The sequence below is a fragment of the Microcystis sp. MC19 genome (assembly GCF_003019735.1).
Classification (GTDB): domain Bacteria; phylum Cyanobacteriota; class Cyanobacteriia; order Cyanobacteriales; family Microcystaceae; genus Microcystis.
On sequence record NZ_CP020664.1, the window covers coordinates 1,305,660 to 1,321,162 of the forward strand.

Genomic DNA, 15,503 nt, shown 5'->3' on the forward strand with positions numbered 1-15,503 from the left:
CCCAATTCATAATTTATAATTCATAATTTATAATTTCCCATTCCCCCCACTGATAACTGGTTACTGTTTACTGGACGGCTACGCCGTGCCTTTGGCAACACTGAAAAACCCCACACCCCACACCCCACACCCCACACCCCGCTATATTCACGGGGATTAAACTGGTAAAGCGTGACACAAAACTGCTAGAGTTACCAAAGACGAGTATATAAACTTTACAGATATTGTATGAGAGTTTTGGTTATTGGCGGAGACGGCTATTGTGGTTGGGCAACGGCACTCCATCTATCAAATAGAGGTTACGAAGTAGGCATACTTGATAGTTTAGTTCGTCGCTATTGGGACTTACAATTAGGCTGCGATACCTTAACACCGATCGCACCCATATCTCATCGGATTGAACGCTGGCAAGATCTAACGGGAAAATCGATCGATCTTTTTGTCGGGGATATCAATAACTACGACTTTTTGATTCAATCCCTGCGACAGTTTCAACCGGATGCGATTGTTCACTTCGGAGAACAGAGATCTGCACCCTTCTCCATGATCGATCGCGAACACGCGGTTTTAACCCAAGTTAATAACGTTGTTGGCAATTTAAACATCCTCTACGCGATGAAAGAGGAATTTCCCGACGCACACCTAGTGAAACTGGGAACTATGGGTGAGTATGGGACACCGAATATAGATATTGAAGAAGGCTACATCACGATCGAACATAACGGTCGTAAGGATACTTTACCCTATCCCAAACAGCCCGGTAGTATGTACCATCTCAGCAAAGTCCACGATAGCCATAATATCCATTTTGCCTGTCGGATGTGGGGTTTAAAAGCCACGGATCTCAATCAAGGGGTGGTTTATGGAGTCCTCACCGAAGAAACGGGAATGGATGAGATGTTGATTAACCGTCTCGATTACGATGGGGTTTTTGGTACTGCTTTAAACCGTTTTTGTATTCAAGCGGCGATCGGTCATCCCCTGACAGTGTACGGTAAAGGTGGTCAAACGCGAGGATTTTTAGATATCCGCGATACCGTGCGTTGTTTGGAATTAGCGATCGCCAATCCCGCTCAATCGGGGGAATTCCGCGTTTTTAACCAATTTACAGAACTATTCAGCGTCGGTGACTTGGCACTGATGGTTAAAAAAGCTGGTTCCGCATTAGGGTTAAATGTGGAGATTAACCATCTTGACAACCCGCGCATCGAGTTAGAGGAACATTATTTTAAGGCTAAAAACACGAAATTACTCGATCTAGGCCTACAACCTCACTATCTCTCCGATTCTCTCCTCGATTCCCTCCTAAACTTCGCCACCAAGTATAAAAATCGGGTAGATATGAATCATATCCTACCAAAAGTCACTTGGAAACGATAATTTATTAGTAAATGATCAGTTGAGGATGGGGTATTAACCCATCCTTTGCGTTTTTCTAATGTATCGGCATCAAACTCGCTCTTAATCCGCACTGATGGGAATTATTATCGTCTGCAATTGCGGGAATTAGGGCAACGTTCCTGCATTAACTGGGAAAATTCGGTTCTTTGAGCAGGAGTTAGGACTTGGCGAATTTCCAAAAAACTTTCAAATTGCAGGTTACTGATTTCTTGGCGATTCCGGGAGATTTGCTGATGTTTAGCACGGATATCTCGATCGGAGGCATTATTCGATAATAAACTATTCAATTCTTGTTCGTTGCTTCTCAGGGTTTCTCGCAACTTTTTGGTTTTTTCCTGATATTTCTGACGAATAGCGGCAACTTTTGACTTTTGGTCATCGCTAAGGTTCAATTGTTCGATTAGTCTTTCTCTAGAATTATCCATCCCACGGGGACGATTTTCAGGCCGCTGGGGAGAGCTAGTTTGAGCAATAAATAGACCATCTTGGGGATAGGATAGCACAGTGGCACTTGGGGCCAAGTTAGCGGCCAGAGTTAAAACCATGGTCGTGCCAAGAATCGAGACAGTAGAAAGGGACATAATTGACCTCGACAAAGAAATTAAGGATTATAGGTAGAATAGGTGAGTTGAGGCTCGTTTAAGGTCATCCAAGGGGAACTATAAACGCTAGGAGCAGCAATCGGTGGAGCGATGCTATGGTTCCAACTCTCCACTAAAAAAGCTTCTAACTCCTCGTCGGAAATTTGGCCCAGTTGTGGATGAGGATGAGACCAACGAGAGGAAGCAAAAATCAGGGCCGATAAGGCAGTAATACCAGTTATCCACCCCAATAAAGGCAGCAATTTTGGGCAAGTTACCGGCCTTTCTCCCCTAATCATTTGCATTAACTGCTCTTCTTCATCTATCGGTCGAGGTGGCAGCGATGGACGATAGCGACGCAGAAAATTAACCACTTTGTCATCTTCTGGGGACATTAGAGAACTCCTTGTTTTTGCAAAAATTGACCCATGGTTTTACGCGCATAATGAAGACGTGATTTCACCGTACCGAGGGGAATTTCTAAGATTTGGGCGATTTCCTTTTGGGGTAAGTCCTCTAGATCGTGAAGGACAAGGACACCGCGATGTTCTAAACTGAGAATTTCCAACCCTTGTCGGACCACCTCCTCATAATGCAGTTGCATCAAATCAGGACTATCTTGGGGACGGGATTCGTGATCAAGGGAGTTTTCCTGATCAGTGCTTTTGGTGATCCTCATTTGTCTTTTGGCTAATTGTCGCCGACCATCGATCGCCACATTCCAGGTGATCCGATAAACCCAAGTGGAAAAGTATTCAGGGGAACGCAATTTCGGCAACCCGCGCCACACTCTTAAAAATACCTCTTGGACAAAATCCTCTAGGAATTCCTGTCCACAGAGTTGATAGAGAGTAGAGCGGATTTTTGGTTGATAAAGACGGTAAAGGTGACGAAAAGCACCCCGATCACCCCTTTGACATTTTAAGATTAACTCTCGATCGCTCACACTTGTTTGCTTATCGGTTATCACCTCGATCATTCCCCTTACCCCTAGCTACTTGTTCGTTTAGACTAGGGGGTGTCAACAATGGTTCATAACCAGTTATCAGTTATCAGTGAGCAGTTATCAGTGATTCAATTATAGCGGTTTTCACAGAGGTGAGTCCCGATTGAAACGCTGAAACGCATATCTATCAAGGGATTTACTATACCTCATTAGACTGAAAACCGTTATAGCGCACCTAAATGAAATGTAAAAACCCTCCGTTTGCCGTCGTGCTACACTTGACTTCTAGAGCCTACCCGTTCACAAATCAATTAGGCGCACTATATATAATTCATAATTCATAATTCAGGTTCTTCCGAACTTACACTGTAGAAAATTCCTCAAGCTCCCTCTCTGCCGGCTCTTCTAGGTTCTGTGTGATAAGTTTAATTGACATAGGATCGATCGATCTTTGTGTCCTTTGTGTCTTTGTGGTTCGTTCCACCCCCTCGCTCTTGAGAAATGTATCTTAGAATACATTTTACCCACCAAAGCTGGGAGAGCCCTCTGCCCAGCAATGCTCTAAAGTTGATAAATATCAATCTAACAAAAACTCAAAGCCCTGCTATACAAGCTTTACAAGCATGAGTTGTTGATAGTTTTGCATGACAGGTTCGGTAGAGCCATAATTCATAATTCAGGTTCTTCGTTACTTGGTATGGTTCGATCAGGGGGCATAAATCGGCTAAATCCTTATCTGGCAAGGGACTTAATTGATTAGCTCGTTCTAGATTGAAAACAATTGGCAAAAATCGCAGCCATGTCTTTCTATATAAGGGTTTCACCCCTTATAACTCCCGTCCATTGCATAACACAAACCGAAGAACTATAATTCATAATTCATAATTCATAATTCATAATTGCCACTTCCATCACCGAGGGAGTAATTGTTGATAGAAATCCAATTGTTTTTGAGCGAGCGCTTTATTAGTATAATTGTTCATTACTCTCTGATAACCCCTCTGGCCTAATTCTTGAGCGAAGCTGGGATTATCCAAGAGAGTTTGTATAGATTTAGCCAGTGCCTCCCCATCTTTTTCGGGAAAAATTAACCCCGTATCGGCAATAACAAAGGGAATTTCTCCCGAATCGGAACCAATAACAGGAATCTGACAGGCCATGGCTTCAATTAAAACATGACCGAATTGTTCTTTCCAACCGACGGCCGTTAAAGTTTTGACCCGATAGGTGATTTCTGAAGGCAAAACTAAAGTGTTCATCAGGTTAATATAATTAACTACTTGATCGTGGGGAACACTTTCTGCAATAATCAAGCGATCTCTTATTCCTGCGGCGGCAGCTTCGCTGACTATTTTATCTTTCAGGATGCCCCGACCTAACAGTAATAATCTCCAGTTACCTGTTAACTTAGCTACAGCTTTAATCAGCGTCAAAATGCCTTTCTCTTCCACAAAACGACCGACAAAACCAATCACAAATTCATCGGTTTCAATGCCTAAAGAGCGGGCTAAATCGGGTTGCTTGCTGGGGGAAAAAAGAACTTCATCCACGCCTAATTGTGGTAAAACGGTGTACTTACCCCTGTAACCCCGTTCTTTTAAAACATCTACCCCGTCCTGATTACCAGCGATTAAACCATCGGTATTTTTCAGGTTATAAGCTTCTAACCAAGAGATGGGAAATTTAAGATTATAGGGAAGATTCCACCAAGTAAAAAATACATTTTTAGCCCGGAGATTTAAGAGGCGATTCAGAGTAATAAATTGTGCATAAGCGAGAGATTTAGAACCCTGTTCTACTTGAATAATATCGGGTCTAAATTTTTGCAGCAAAGGAATTATATCAGTGCCAAAAGTTAATAAAGCTTGGTTATTCTGGCTAAAATTAGAGATAGGAATGACTCGGAAATTGTCGGCTATTTTCGGTTGACTTTCAATGATTTTATTTTGGACTCCTCCCGGTTGCCAACGTTGGGGAACAACAATAGTAACTTCCAGATTGGGATGTAATCTTGTCAGGGCGCGCAGTTTCTCACAGTTGAGATCAACTATATATGTATGACTAGCGACTAAAATTCTCATAGATTATCTAGTTTTGTATAAATTTGGCCATCATTCCAGAGGGAATTAACTTGAGTTTTCAGAGCATCCAGAAAACCTAAACTATAAAAAACTCCCCTAGAAAGGATTTTAATCGGGAAACCACCTTTATTACAGGGAGGATTACCAAGAACCTGACAATCAAATAATTTAGCATAGAGTCGCAATTTCGGGGTAATCTTGTTTGAGCAGGTCATCGAGGGTATCTTTAAGGGGTTCTTTGCCTCGATAGGTGGCTCTTCTGGTTTCTGTGTGGAAACGAGGTCTATACTGATAGAATATCCGCAAAATAGTCCTAAAAGTTTTGCCCAATAAGCACTTCAGGGTTCCATAAGCAAAAATTATCACACAAAGTTGAGAAGAGCCGATAGGTGGGTATGATGACGGAAATCGAGGGAAAATTCATAGCAGGGAATGGGGGAATTTCCACTAAAACCCTAAAACCCAATCCCTATAGCCCGATTCCATATTTCAAGCGAGAGAAACACCTTTGCGTTTAAATTTTAAGCCCTTTTTGGAGGATTTTGTGGCGGTTTCCCCCGCCAGAATTTTGGCTTCTTTTTCCTGTTTTTCGATCACTGGTAATTTAAAAATTACCCCCGCGAATATCCAGTAATAAACGCCCACAGGATCCGTATCGAGGGCATACCAATAGGGAAGATAGGCAACAAAGAGCAGGAAAACCCAATAACTACCGGCAAAACCTCGCAGAGTCGGGTCTTTGAGGGAACGATAGATGCGAAAGCTCAGATAAACCAGATGGGTCATAAATATCATGTACAAGGCAAAACCGATGTATCCCAACTCGAATAAAACTTTACTGTGATAGGTTTCCACAAAGGAAATATCACCGAAAACCCTAGCAGAAGCTGTGGCCACACCAAGTCCACGACCTAAAATACCGCCCTGATTACGGATAGCAAAATCCAACTGTTCTTGAATAAAAGCGGTGGGGGGAGCCTGTTGCCAACGACTGACAGCACTATCGTAGCGTTGTTGGACAAAATCGGGGTTAAGGAAAGAAAAACCGATAGCTATAAGTAAAGTGGCGGCAAAAATGATCGGCAAAAATCGTTTTAAGTTAGCGATTTGTCCCGTAATAACCGTCATCAGACCAACAATCATCGGTACAGCAAAGAAAGCTAATCTTTGCCCGGAGATCACTGCATTAATAAAAACTAGGGTTAAACCCACTAGGGCTGCTAGTCGCCATTTTTGGGAAGTTTCACTAAAGGCGCTGGCATAACAAATTACGGCACCAGAGACTAAAAACCAAGCCCAGTGCCAGGGAGAAACAAAGGTACCAGGTAGGCGGATCATATTTACTTCTGGACTATAGGCCAATGCCCCGCCGACAAAACACCTTGCCTCTAAGGTGGCTTGGAAAAGTGCATCAGCCACGTAGCCTCTAGTTCCCACACAACGGCCTGTTTTCAGCATCCAGTATTGCATTAACCCTAGAACACAACAAATAATTACTAAAGTCACTAAAAGACGACCAAAAAATAATAGGGTGGGTTTGTCTTTTATTAAGTAATAAGTGCAGAAGATCAAGGGGACATAACCTAGCAAAACTTTAAATCCTAATAGTCCTTGCAGAAAAGTCTCACTTTCCCGACAGGGAACCCAAACCAAAACGCCATCTCTGAAAACTCTCACTTCTTCTACAGATGTACAAGTAGGCAGAAATTGTCTGTGTAAATTGACGGCTAATAGACAGACTACACAGAAAACAAAGATTAATAATAGGGTTGTACCTAATTGTTTCGGGACAATGATCGGTAATCGCTTTTTTCGACATTCTAAAACTAAGGCGATTAAAGCGGGTAGATAAAAGATATCTTTACTAAGCTGGAGGATTTGATTACCTCCCAACCAATAGATAATAGTGCCAGTGAAGGGGACATAGATAATAAATGCCCAAAGAGCCGCGCGAGGATAGCTAAAGGAGAAAACTCCTAAAATTAAGGCTAAACTTACTGCAGACCCTATCTTGGGATCAAATAATAAGCTGAGGGGTAATCCGAGCAAAATTGCTACACAAATGGCAAAAATAATCAACCCCGTTAACTTTTGTTTCTTTTGCCTTTCTTCTTTTTTGAGGGCAAGTTTCTCTTTGATGTTAAGCGGGGGACTATCAGCTTTTGTTTGGCCTTGTTTATGCTTTTTTTTCTGGCGATCAATACTTAGTCCGGTCATCGAAAAACTGGGTCTGAAACCCCGCCCTTTAGCGATAGCGGAGGGCGGCTTTATATAAGTTAGCGAGAAACAATTAAACCGTTAGAACGACGAATTAACTGAATCTTGCTAACAGCTATCTGTCCCAATCGTTGACCATTGGTATCGCTTACAGATAGCTGTTTTTCGGTATCTCCACTGACATAACCAATTCCTTTGGGAGAAGAAACTAAATCTCCTTTACGGAACCCATGTCTTGTGGTCGAGCCACCATATTTACGTCGTTTACCACCGTTAGAAAAAACCATCAGGTGAAGTTGACGACGACTAATAGGAGGACGTTTGATGACAGCAAAGGGAGCGTTTGTTACTTTAACATAACCCTTCCAATCATATCCATGACTATTAGAATTGTGGAATGGCAAATAGTCTAAAAACTGAAAACAGGCAAGAGCAATTCCATCGTTAGCATGGCTTTCTGGTGATTGTTCTGCTTTATTTTTGGACTTTTCTAGTCGCAAATGTTTTCTGAGATTAGAGGTTTGCCAACCAAAGCGAGTATGGACTGTTGCCAATTTAGACAGTTGCTCAATAGTCCATTTTTGTCCAACCATGACCGACGAGAAACCTTTTCCAGACTTAGCCCCTTTTCTACCAGAAGTTAAATCAACATCGGCTTTGATGTACTCAAAGTAAATATCGGTAATTGGATAGATTTTGGTTAGTTCGGAAACGACTCGAAGTTCAAGTTGACGATTAGCTTTGATTGAGGGAGCTAATTTTCCTTGTTTTCTATTTGAGAATCGTTTTTGTCGATGCGCTCTTAGATTAAAAGGAAGTTCTAAGTGAGTCTTCCAAAGAGTAAAAAGAGAGGATTGAACGCCAATTCCAGAGAATAATTTACCTGGGTCAATACCAATAGCAATCGGTTGGGTTTTGTTATCGGAAGGTTCATCGGTTAGCTGGACATAGAAAATATCTAAGTCGTTGAATTTACCGATAGCTTTTCCTTCCTTAATCCACCGCCTGGCCCGACTGGGTTTAGTGGGCATCAACGGTTTTCCGTCTTTTGAGATAACAGGAACTCTTGCCATGGAGATAATCCTTAAGAGTAAAGTTAAAGTCCCTTTCCGCAACACAATCCAGATGTCTTGTCTAACAACGCTTTACCAATAAAGCTGAGAGGTAATCCGAACTAGGGAAGTATTCGGAAGTCTGGGCCAGATTGCGTCTCGATGCGGTAGTCTCTACTTGCGTCGCCTAAATTGGTTTAGGCAAGCCCCGTCGCTTTTAGGGCGGGGTTAGTGACAATTATCCCTTGCTACGCCAGACTAAGAGCATTATAATCCCTATCTCGCTCGATCGACTACAAAAGATAGCTTCGCACCGCTGCTACTAGCCTTTCTGTCCAAAAATTGGCTAATTCTAGGGTTTCTGCTTCCACCATCACCCGAATTAACGGTTCTGTCCCGGAAGCTCGTACCAAAATCCTGCCTTTTTCTGCCATAGCTGTCTCCGCTTGGCGGATCTCTCGGTGCAAAGGTTCACATTGCTGCCAATTACGTCGCACTTCTCTATCCTCCACCCGCACATTGCGTAAAATCTGCGGATAGGTGACAAAGCTATGGTCGACTAGATTAGCCAAGGAAACCCCCGATTTCCGCACTAAAGCCGCTAAATGTAGGGCGGTTTGCATTCCATCCCCAGAAACCCCGTAATGATGGCAGAGGATATGACCGGATTGTTCACCCCCTAGCATGGCTCCAGTTTCCCACATCTGCGCCTGAACGTGCTGATCGCCCACGGCAGTACGCAAGAATTGCCCCCCCAGTTTTTGCCAAGCGCGTTCAAAGCCTAAATTAGCCATCACCGTTGCCACTAATAACCCATCCGGTAGCCGTCCGGCTTCTAAGAGGGAACGACCCCAAAAATAGAGGATATAATCGCCATCTACCACTCTACCTTGACTATCCACGGCCAGGACCCGATCGGCATCGCCATCGAAGGCAAACCCCAAATCCGCTTGCTGATTGATTACCGCCGCCTGTAGGCTTTCTAAATGGGTAGAACCACAATTAACGTTAATGCGATCGCCATCGGCTCGCTCGTGTAGGCAGATAACTTCCGCCCCCAAAGCTTGGAATACTAAAGGTGCTAGGTTAACAGCTGCCCCCCAAGCTAGATCTAAAACTATTTTTAATCCCGATAGGTTAATATCCGTCCCGACGGAATCAATGACAGCTTGATAATACTTTTGGATTAATTCGGGACAAAAAGTCGCTTTTCCCCAATTTTCCGGTTTATCCGCTAATTCTAAATTGCCCCTTAAACCCGCTTCTATCTGTGCCGCTAAAGTGCCGGATAATTTTAAACCGCTACTGTCAAAAAATTTAATGCCGTTATCTTCGGGAGGATTATGACTGGCAGAAATCATTATCCCCCCCATCGCTTCGCTTTCTCTGGTTAAATAGGCGACGCAGGGAGTGGGACATAATCCCAGTTGCCAGACTTCTATTCCCGCCCAAGTTAACCCCGCAGTGATAGCATTGGCTAACATATCACTGGAATTACGCGAATCTTGACCGATAATTACCGGTTTGGTGACACCAGCCTGATTTTTTAATACCTGTCCCGCCCAAAATCCGATTTGTAGCGCTAGGGGGGCAGTTAATAATTCTCCCACCTGGCCGCGAATTCCGTCCGTGCCAAACAGGGGGGATGGCGGCAATTCGATCAAACCCCCTAAGGATAACAGAGGATGCGATCGAGTTTTTTGTCCATTTTGATACGATAGAGACGCTACCATGGCCGATTCTTTTCCTCACACAACACAATCAGAGGATAACATGATCACCGATTTTTTAAAATTAATGTTCCCAGTTGACCTTAATCCTCCTCCCGGAGTTCCTGACACTGTAGGGTGTGGGGTGTGGGAATTATAAATTATGAATTATGAATTATGAATTATGGCTCTACCGAACCTGTCATGCAAAACTATCAACAACTCATGCTTGTAAAGCTTGTATAGCAGGGCTTTGAGTTTTTGTTAGATTGATATTTATCAACTTTAGAGCATTGCTGGGCAGAGAGGGTGCTTGAGGAATTTTCTACAGTGTAAGTTCGGAAGAACCTGAATTATGAATTATGAATTGGGGTGTGGGGAAGTGGGGAAGCTGTCTCATCACCCTATCACCCCAAAACCCTATCACCCCAAAACCCTATCACCCCAAAACCCTATCTCCTATCTCCTGTCTCCTGAATCCTGAATCAAGATTGTGGATTTTTGCCGGAGGTCTAAGCAAGGAACCGAGGTTATTTGGTAAGCTAAAACGGTAATCTTGACCCCCGAATGCCCGTGCTGATCAGTGTTGTCATCCCTACCTACAATCGCCAAGCAATCTTAAAAAAATGTTTACTCGCCCTAGAAAATCAGCGTTTAACCGATAATAAGGTGGAAAACTACGAAATAGTCCTTGTCGATGATGGTTCTAGCGATGGGACGCTCGCCTGGCTAGAAAGTCAGAAAGCCAATTTACCCCATCTGCAACTGTGGCCACAGGATCACGGCGGACCAGCGATCGCTAGGAATCTGGGGGTAGAAAAAGCTCGCGGTGATACGATTATTTTTATCGATAGCGATCTGGTAGTGACAGAAAATTTTTTGCAAGCCCACGCCGACGCTTTAACCGCCGGGGCAGCCAGTCTCGGCAGCGATCGCTTATTTACCTACGGCAGCGTCATTAATACCTGTAACTTCGAGCATCCCACCAGTGAACCCTATAAAATCACCGACTTCTCCGCCGCCTATTTTGCCACGGGCAACGTGGCGATCGCCAAAAAATGGTTATTAGCGGCGGGATTATTCGATACGCAGTTTCAACTCTACGGTTGGGAAGACTTGGAATTAGGGGTGAGATTGAAGCAATTAGGACTAAAATTAATCAAATGTCCGGAAGCGGTCGGTTATCATTGGCATCCCCCCTTTAATCTCGCCCAAATTCCCAATCTCATCGATAAGGAAATTCAACGGGGACGGATGGGAGTGCTTTTTTATCAAAAACATCCCACCTGGGAAGTGCGGATGATGATTCAAATGACTTGGATTCACCGACTTTTGTGGGGTTTACTTTCCCTAGGCGGAACCCTGAATGAACGCAGCCTCTCCCCGCTGTTACAATGGTTAATCGATCGAGGTAAACCGCAATTAGCCCTAGAAATTGCCCGCATTTTTCTCAATTGGTACAACGTGCGCGGCGTTTATCAAGCTTATCGGGAAATGCAGCCTCAGTGAAATGTCTTGCCAAACACCGATGCGGTGTGACAGCATTTAGCATTGACAACCGACCCCCTAAAACTAGAGACTTTGTACCTCACCATCAAGATAACTGCCGTAAAGGTGAACATTGGCTGATAAAAAAGTTAATATTGGCTTTCTTTTTCCGATAATTGCTGCCACAATCAAAAGCAATCGCCATAGAGAGCGGCGGAAAATACCGACCACATTTGCCCCTTGTGAATTATCCTCTGAGATTGGGCATATTAGAAGTAAATTTTCCTAGAGGAGGAATCCCATCATGAATATCTTCGATATTTTAATCGGTTTTGTCGGTGGCGGTGCGATCGGGGGTGGGGCTTTATATGCCCTGCAAGAGGGAAAAATCAGGGAAGCACTGCAAAAATATGAGAAAATTCGGGCGGCTTTAGGTGAAACCGAAGCAGAGTTAAAAGACAGCAAAGGACAGTTTGGCAATATCGAAGCCACCTATAGAGAAGAATTGGCTAAATTGCAAAAAGAGTTAGAAGATAGCCAAGGACGTTTAGCAGAGGCAGCCAGCGCAACTGCCGCTCCAGCCGTGGAAACTGCCCATACAACCGAAATTCAGGAACTTCAACGGCAATACGAAGCTAGAATCGAGGAATTGCGCCAAAGCTATCAAAGTCAAATAGAAGGGATTATAGAAGGCAAGCAAGCGGAAATAGAAGCCCTGCGTCAAAGTCAACAGGAGCAGATTCTAGAATTAGAAAATGGCTATCAGTGGCAAATTCAACAACTAGAACAGGGTTATCAAAGTCAACTGTTAGAACTAGAAAACGCCCGCCAAACCGTATTGGATGAGCGAACCCCTGAAATTGTCGAACCCTGGGATGATTTCCCCGATAACCCCAGTGCCGAAGAAATCAATCCTTTTGAGGGTTTTATCACGGAAGAAACCCTAGGATTAGAACCAGAATTTGCCCCCGAAACACCCCTAGAAACGCCCGTTTCCCCCTCAGAATTCACTGGGGAAATGAATCCCTTTGATGGTTTTATCACGGAAGAAACCCTGGGATTAGAACCGGAATTTGCCCCCGAAACACCCCTAGAAACGCCCGTTTCCCCCTCAGAATTCGCCCCAGTAATGGAGACATTTGAGGGTTTAAACAGCAGGGAAGAAACCTTAGTTTCTCCAGAAATGACCGAGAGCGAAGATTTTCCCGTCATGGAAGAACCAGCAATCTCTAGCTGGGAAATGTCCGCTGCTGAGATAGAATTTTTCAACAGTCTAACATTAGAGGAAGAAACTAGAACGATCGCTAGTCTAGAAGAATTATCGGGTAATTACGATCAGAGCTTCAGTCAAGAAACCGTTAGCAGTAACACCAGTTACTCCGATTTATTAGCCACCGACCCAGACAAATTCGCCGATAACCAAAATTTTCTAGATGACTTATTTGCCGATACTGCTGACGGCAATGGACTCGAATTCTTCGATTCTTTTGCCGAAGAAACCCCTACAGTTGCATCTAAGGGACGAAATGTTGCTTCTGTTGCGAGTGACCAAGAAGAACTAGATTTCTTCAGTATGTTGGATAATGAAGAAATTGGCAATCTAGAATCCCTTGAGGAAGAACTGTCCCTTGATGATCTATTTAGCGATGATTTATTCTCCGATGGGGACAATAGCAAAACCACGACGCTAGAATCTCATCAGTAGGCCGATTGCCCGCTATGAAGGCAGAAGACAGAATTTCTTCTCCACCCGATTTCTGGCTTCTGACTTTCTCAATATGTGGGCGATGTCCCCCTGTCCACCTATTCCTCTAACATAAAAAAATAAAAAAATTGTATCAAAAGTAACAGAAGCTGGCAAAAAAAACAAATAGGATAGAAAAGGGTGCTATGCGCCCACTTGACTCTAGCTAAATCTTATTTTAAGGAGATTTCCCTGTGAAACTCGCTATTACACATCTTGTTTTATCCACCGCCACTTTCGGCCTAATGTTGGCTGTGCCGCAGAACGCCCAAGCCGCAGGCCTGATCCGTAATGTCACTGCCACACAATCATTTATGGGGAGTGGACAGGGTGACATAAATTTTACTACCAACGGAAAAGGGCTGGTAGGTCCGCCAGCTAACACCCCAAGTCTGACGGGAAATCACTCATCGACGATCATTGATACGCTTACTCCTGCTAACTCTAATGCTTGGCGGTCAGCTTCGGGAGTCTCTGGTACTCCTCTTTCATCACTTAGGATCAACTTTGCTTTTGGTCGTGTCTATAATCTCGCTGGGTTTAGTTTCTGGAACTTTGGCGGTAGTACAACAACAGCCGGTCAGGGGATTAACGCCGTGAGGATTGAATACTCCAGCGACGGTGGAACAAATTGGACTCCTCTGACTGGCCTTGGCGTTCCAACTTCCTTCGCCCAAGGACCTTCAGGCGCGGGTTCTACTATAGCCGTGCAGCAGTTCAGTTTTAGCCCAGTCTTGGCGACTAATGTTAGATTTAGTAACATGACTATCCATTCAGGCGCTGACACTGGCTCTAACGCTCGTGTTGGTTTCAATGAGATTCAGTTTAGATCAATCCCCGAACCTTCCACCACCCTGGCTCTGTTAGCCTTCGGTTTAGCGGCTGTTGGTCTGAGAAAAAGAATTTAATTTTTGGATGGTAGGTGGGGTTATGGGATAACACTGGGTAACCAATCTACTCACTTAGAGCAACCAACAGGGAGAAATCTAAATCTTAGGTAAAGTTGCGTCAATGGTGGTTGGAGCAACAAGGGTGTCAGGAAAGTTCTAGGAACTGTCGCTCGTCCCTAGCAGATTTGACATTTTTCCAATCGGGACGCAAAGGATAAAGATTAGTAAGCCCCATAGTTGCCCCTTGCTAGGGGAATTTTTTTGCTGGAAAATAACGTTCGCCCCCAGCCCAGCCGAGGACCTCTACATGGCACCCATGGTCGAGAAAAATTAGAAAAACAGCCCTAGAGTTTCTGGCGAGTGCTATAAAGGTAAATAGTCATTTTGATCGCCTACTTGTCCTAACTATGCCGCGCACCCAACGTAACGATAACTTTATTGATAAATCTTTTACCGTCATGGCGGATATCATTTTAAAGATACTGCCCGCCAATAAAAAAGCCAAGGAAGCCTTTGTTTATTACCGTGATGGGATGTCTGCCCAAGCTGACGGCGAATACGCCGAAGCCCTAGATAACTACTATGAAGCGTTAACCTTAGAAGAGGATCCTAACGATCGCAGTTATATCCTCTACAATATCGGCATTATCCACGCTAGTAACGGCGAGCATGAAAAGGCTCTGGAATACTACGAAGAAGCTATCCAACTTAATCCTAGAATGCCCTCCGCCTTGAATAATATCGCTGTTATTTACCATTTTCAAGGGGAAAAAGCCAGAGAAGACGGCCGACAAGCGGAAGCAGAAGCACTCTACGACAAAGCGGCAGAATACTGGAAACAAGCCATCCGATTAGCCCCCAATAACTACATTGAAGCCCAAAACTGGCTGAAGATCACCGGGCGATCGGAAATTGATGTGTTCTTCTAAATTGAGGAGACAGGATTCAGGAGTCAGGAGTCAGGAAATTGCTTTTATTTATTCTCCCCAATTGATAATTCATAATTGATAATTCATAATTTCCACTCCCTCACCCCCCAATTGATCATTCATAATTCATCATTACCCCATTTCCCCCATGATCGATCGAGCAACAGTTGAAAAAATCGCCCATTTAGCCCGTTTAGAGATTGATAGCGGCGAAGAAGAACAATTTGCGGCGCAATTAAGCGGAATACTGGATTATTTCGAGCAGTTAAGCGAATTAGACACGGAAAATGTGCCACCCACCACGCGAGCGATCGAAATTCAAAATATCACTCGCGCCGATAGTAATAGACTTTATCCCGATCACGAGGTCTTAGTGCAAGAATCGCCGGCCCCAGAAGGGGATTATTTCCGCGTTCCCCGTATTCTCAACACCGACGAAGAGTAAATCAGTGACCACTATTTACT

At 44.0% G+C, this 15,503-nt stretch carries 15 protein-coding genes and 1 pseudogene; 6 read left to right on the plus strand and 10 right to left on the minus strand.

All coding sequences use genetic code 11. The annotated features are described in order from the left end of the window. Nucleotides 1-228 precede the first annotated feature (228 nt). On the plus strand, nucleotides 229-1,380 hold the full coding sequence (locus B5D77_RS06765; protein ID WP_106908515.1) for an NAD-dependent epimerase/dehydratase family protein: 1,152 nt from the start codon (nucleotides 229-231) through the stop codon (nucleotides 1,378-1,380). Between the two features lie 104 nt (nucleotides 1,381-1,484). Here the strand turns inward: B5D77_RS06765 and B5D77_RS06770 are convergent, their stop codons facing one another. From B5D77_RS06770 to glmM, 9 genes and pseudogenes are all read right to left on the minus strand, one after another. Continuing rightward, complete coding sequence (locus B5D77_RS06770) at nucleotides 1,485-1,982, minus strand: Spy/CpxP family protein refolding chaperone (protein ID WP_106908516.1); 498 nt, start codon at nucleotides 1,980-1,982, stop codon at nucleotides 1,485-1,487. Nucleotides 1,983-2,002: 20 nt separating this feature from the next. Continuing rightward, the gene (locus B5D77_RS06775) at nucleotides 2,003-2,377 is read right to left on the minus strand and encodes a hypothetical protein (protein ID WP_008200540.1); all 375 of its coding nucleotides are present in this window, start codon (nucleotides 2,375-2,377) and stop codon (nucleotides 2,003-2,005) included. Next, nucleotides 2,377-2,961: a sigma-70 family RNA polymerase sigma factor gene (locus tag B5D77_RS06780; protein WP_008200543.1), complete on the minus strand. Its 585-nt coding sequence runs from the start codon at nucleotides 2,959-2,961 to the stop codon at nucleotides 2,377-2,379. Before B5D77_RS06780 ends, B5D77_RS06775 begins: the two co-directional genes overlap by 1 nt. Before the next feature lie 560 nt (nucleotides 2,962-3,521). Beyond that, nucleotides 3,522-3,752 carry a hypothetical protein gene (locus B5D77_RS26500; RefSeq protein WP_008200545.1) on the minus strand — a complete coding sequence of 77 codons (231 nt, stop codon included), beginning with the start codon at nucleotides 3,750-3,752 and terminating at the stop codon, nucleotides 3,522-3,524. Nucleotides 3,753-3,839: 87 nt separating this feature from the next. Beyond that, complete coding sequence (gene hpsO, locus B5D77_RS06790) at nucleotides 3,840-5,009, minus strand: hormogonium polysaccharide biosynthesis glycosyltransferase HpsO (RefSeq protein WP_008200546.1); 1,170 nt, start codon at nucleotides 5,007-5,009, stop codon at nucleotides 3,840-3,842. Further along, nucleotides 5,006-5,206, minus strand: a pseudogene (locus tag B5D77_RS06795) (glycosyltransferase family 2 protein); the annotation flags it as partial. The pseudogene B5D77_RS06795 and the gene hpsO, both read right to left, overlap by 4 nt. A 292-nt stretch (nucleotides 5,207-5,498) precedes the next feature. Further along, entirely contained in the window at nucleotides 5,499-7,226 is a 1,728-nt protein-coding gene (gene hpsL, locus B5D77_RS06800) for a hormogonium polysaccharide biosynthesis protein HpsL (protein ID WP_106908517.1), read from the minus strand. Between the two features lie 59 nt (nucleotides 7,227-7,285). Further along, nucleotides 7,286-8,299 (minus strand): RRXRR domain-containing protein, encoded by a 1,014-nt coding sequence (locus B5D77_RS06805; RefSeq protein ID WP_106908518.1) that lies wholly within the window; start codon nucleotides 8,297-8,299, stop codon nucleotides 7,286-7,288. 272 nt (nucleotides 8,300-8,571) lie between these two features. After that, nucleotides 8,572-10,011 (minus strand): phosphoglucosamine mutase, encoded by a 1,440-nt coding sequence (gene glmM / locus B5D77_RS06810; RefSeq protein ID WP_106908519.1) that lies wholly within the window; start codon nucleotides 10,009-10,011, stop codon nucleotides 8,572-8,574. A gap of 543 nt (nucleotides 10,012-10,554) precedes the next feature. On the opposite strand from glmM, the gene B5D77_RS06825 reads away from it, so the two are divergent. Next, nucleotides 10,555-11,496: a glycosyltransferase family 2 protein gene (locus tag B5D77_RS06825; RefSeq protein ID WP_008200556.1), complete on the plus strand. Its 942-nt coding sequence runs from the start codon at nucleotides 10,555-10,557 to the stop codon at nucleotides 11,494-11,496. Between the two features lie 63 nt (nucleotides 11,497-11,559). Here B5D77_RS06825 and B5D77_RS25770 read toward each other — a convergent pair whose 3' ends face one another. After that, entirely contained in the window at nucleotides 11,560-11,706 is a 147-nt protein-coding gene (locus B5D77_RS25770; protein ID WP_157221738.1) for a hypothetical protein, read from the minus strand. 73 nt (nucleotides 11,707-11,779) lie between these two features. Between B5D77_RS25770 and B5D77_RS06830 the strand changes: the two genes are divergently transcribed. The 4 genes from B5D77_RS06830 to gatC all read left to right on the plus strand — a co-directional run bounded on the left by B5D77_RS06830 (nucleotide 11,780) and on the right by gatC (nucleotide 15,483). Next, nucleotides 11,780-13,180: a hypothetical protein gene (locus B5D77_RS06830; RefSeq protein WP_008200558.1), complete on the plus strand. Its 1,401-nt coding sequence runs from the start codon at nucleotides 11,780-11,782 to the stop codon at nucleotides 13,178-13,180. A gap of 284 nt (nucleotides 13,181-13,464) precedes the next feature. After that, complete coding sequence (locus B5D77_RS06835; RefSeq protein WP_253882587.1) at nucleotides 13,465-14,127, plus strand: discoidin domain-containing protein; 663 nt, start codon at nucleotides 13,465-13,467, stop codon at nucleotides 14,125-14,127. A 389-nt stretch (nucleotides 14,128-14,516) separates the two neighbouring features. Next, complete coding sequence (locus B5D77_RS06840) at nucleotides 14,517-15,038, plus strand: photosystem I assembly protein Ycf3 (protein WP_002803355.1); 522 nt, start codon at nucleotides 14,517-14,519, stop codon at nucleotides 15,036-15,038. A 148-nt stretch (nucleotides 15,039-15,186) separates the two neighbouring features. Beyond that, a complete protein-coding gene (gene gatC, locus B5D77_RS06845) occupies nucleotides 15,187-15,483 on the plus strand; it encodes an Asp-tRNA(Asn)/Glu-tRNA(Gln) amidotransferase subunit GatC (RefSeq protein ID WP_002803357.1) in 297 nt (98 codons plus the stop codon). The last annotated feature ends 20 nt before the right edge of the window (nucleotides 15,484-15,503 follow it).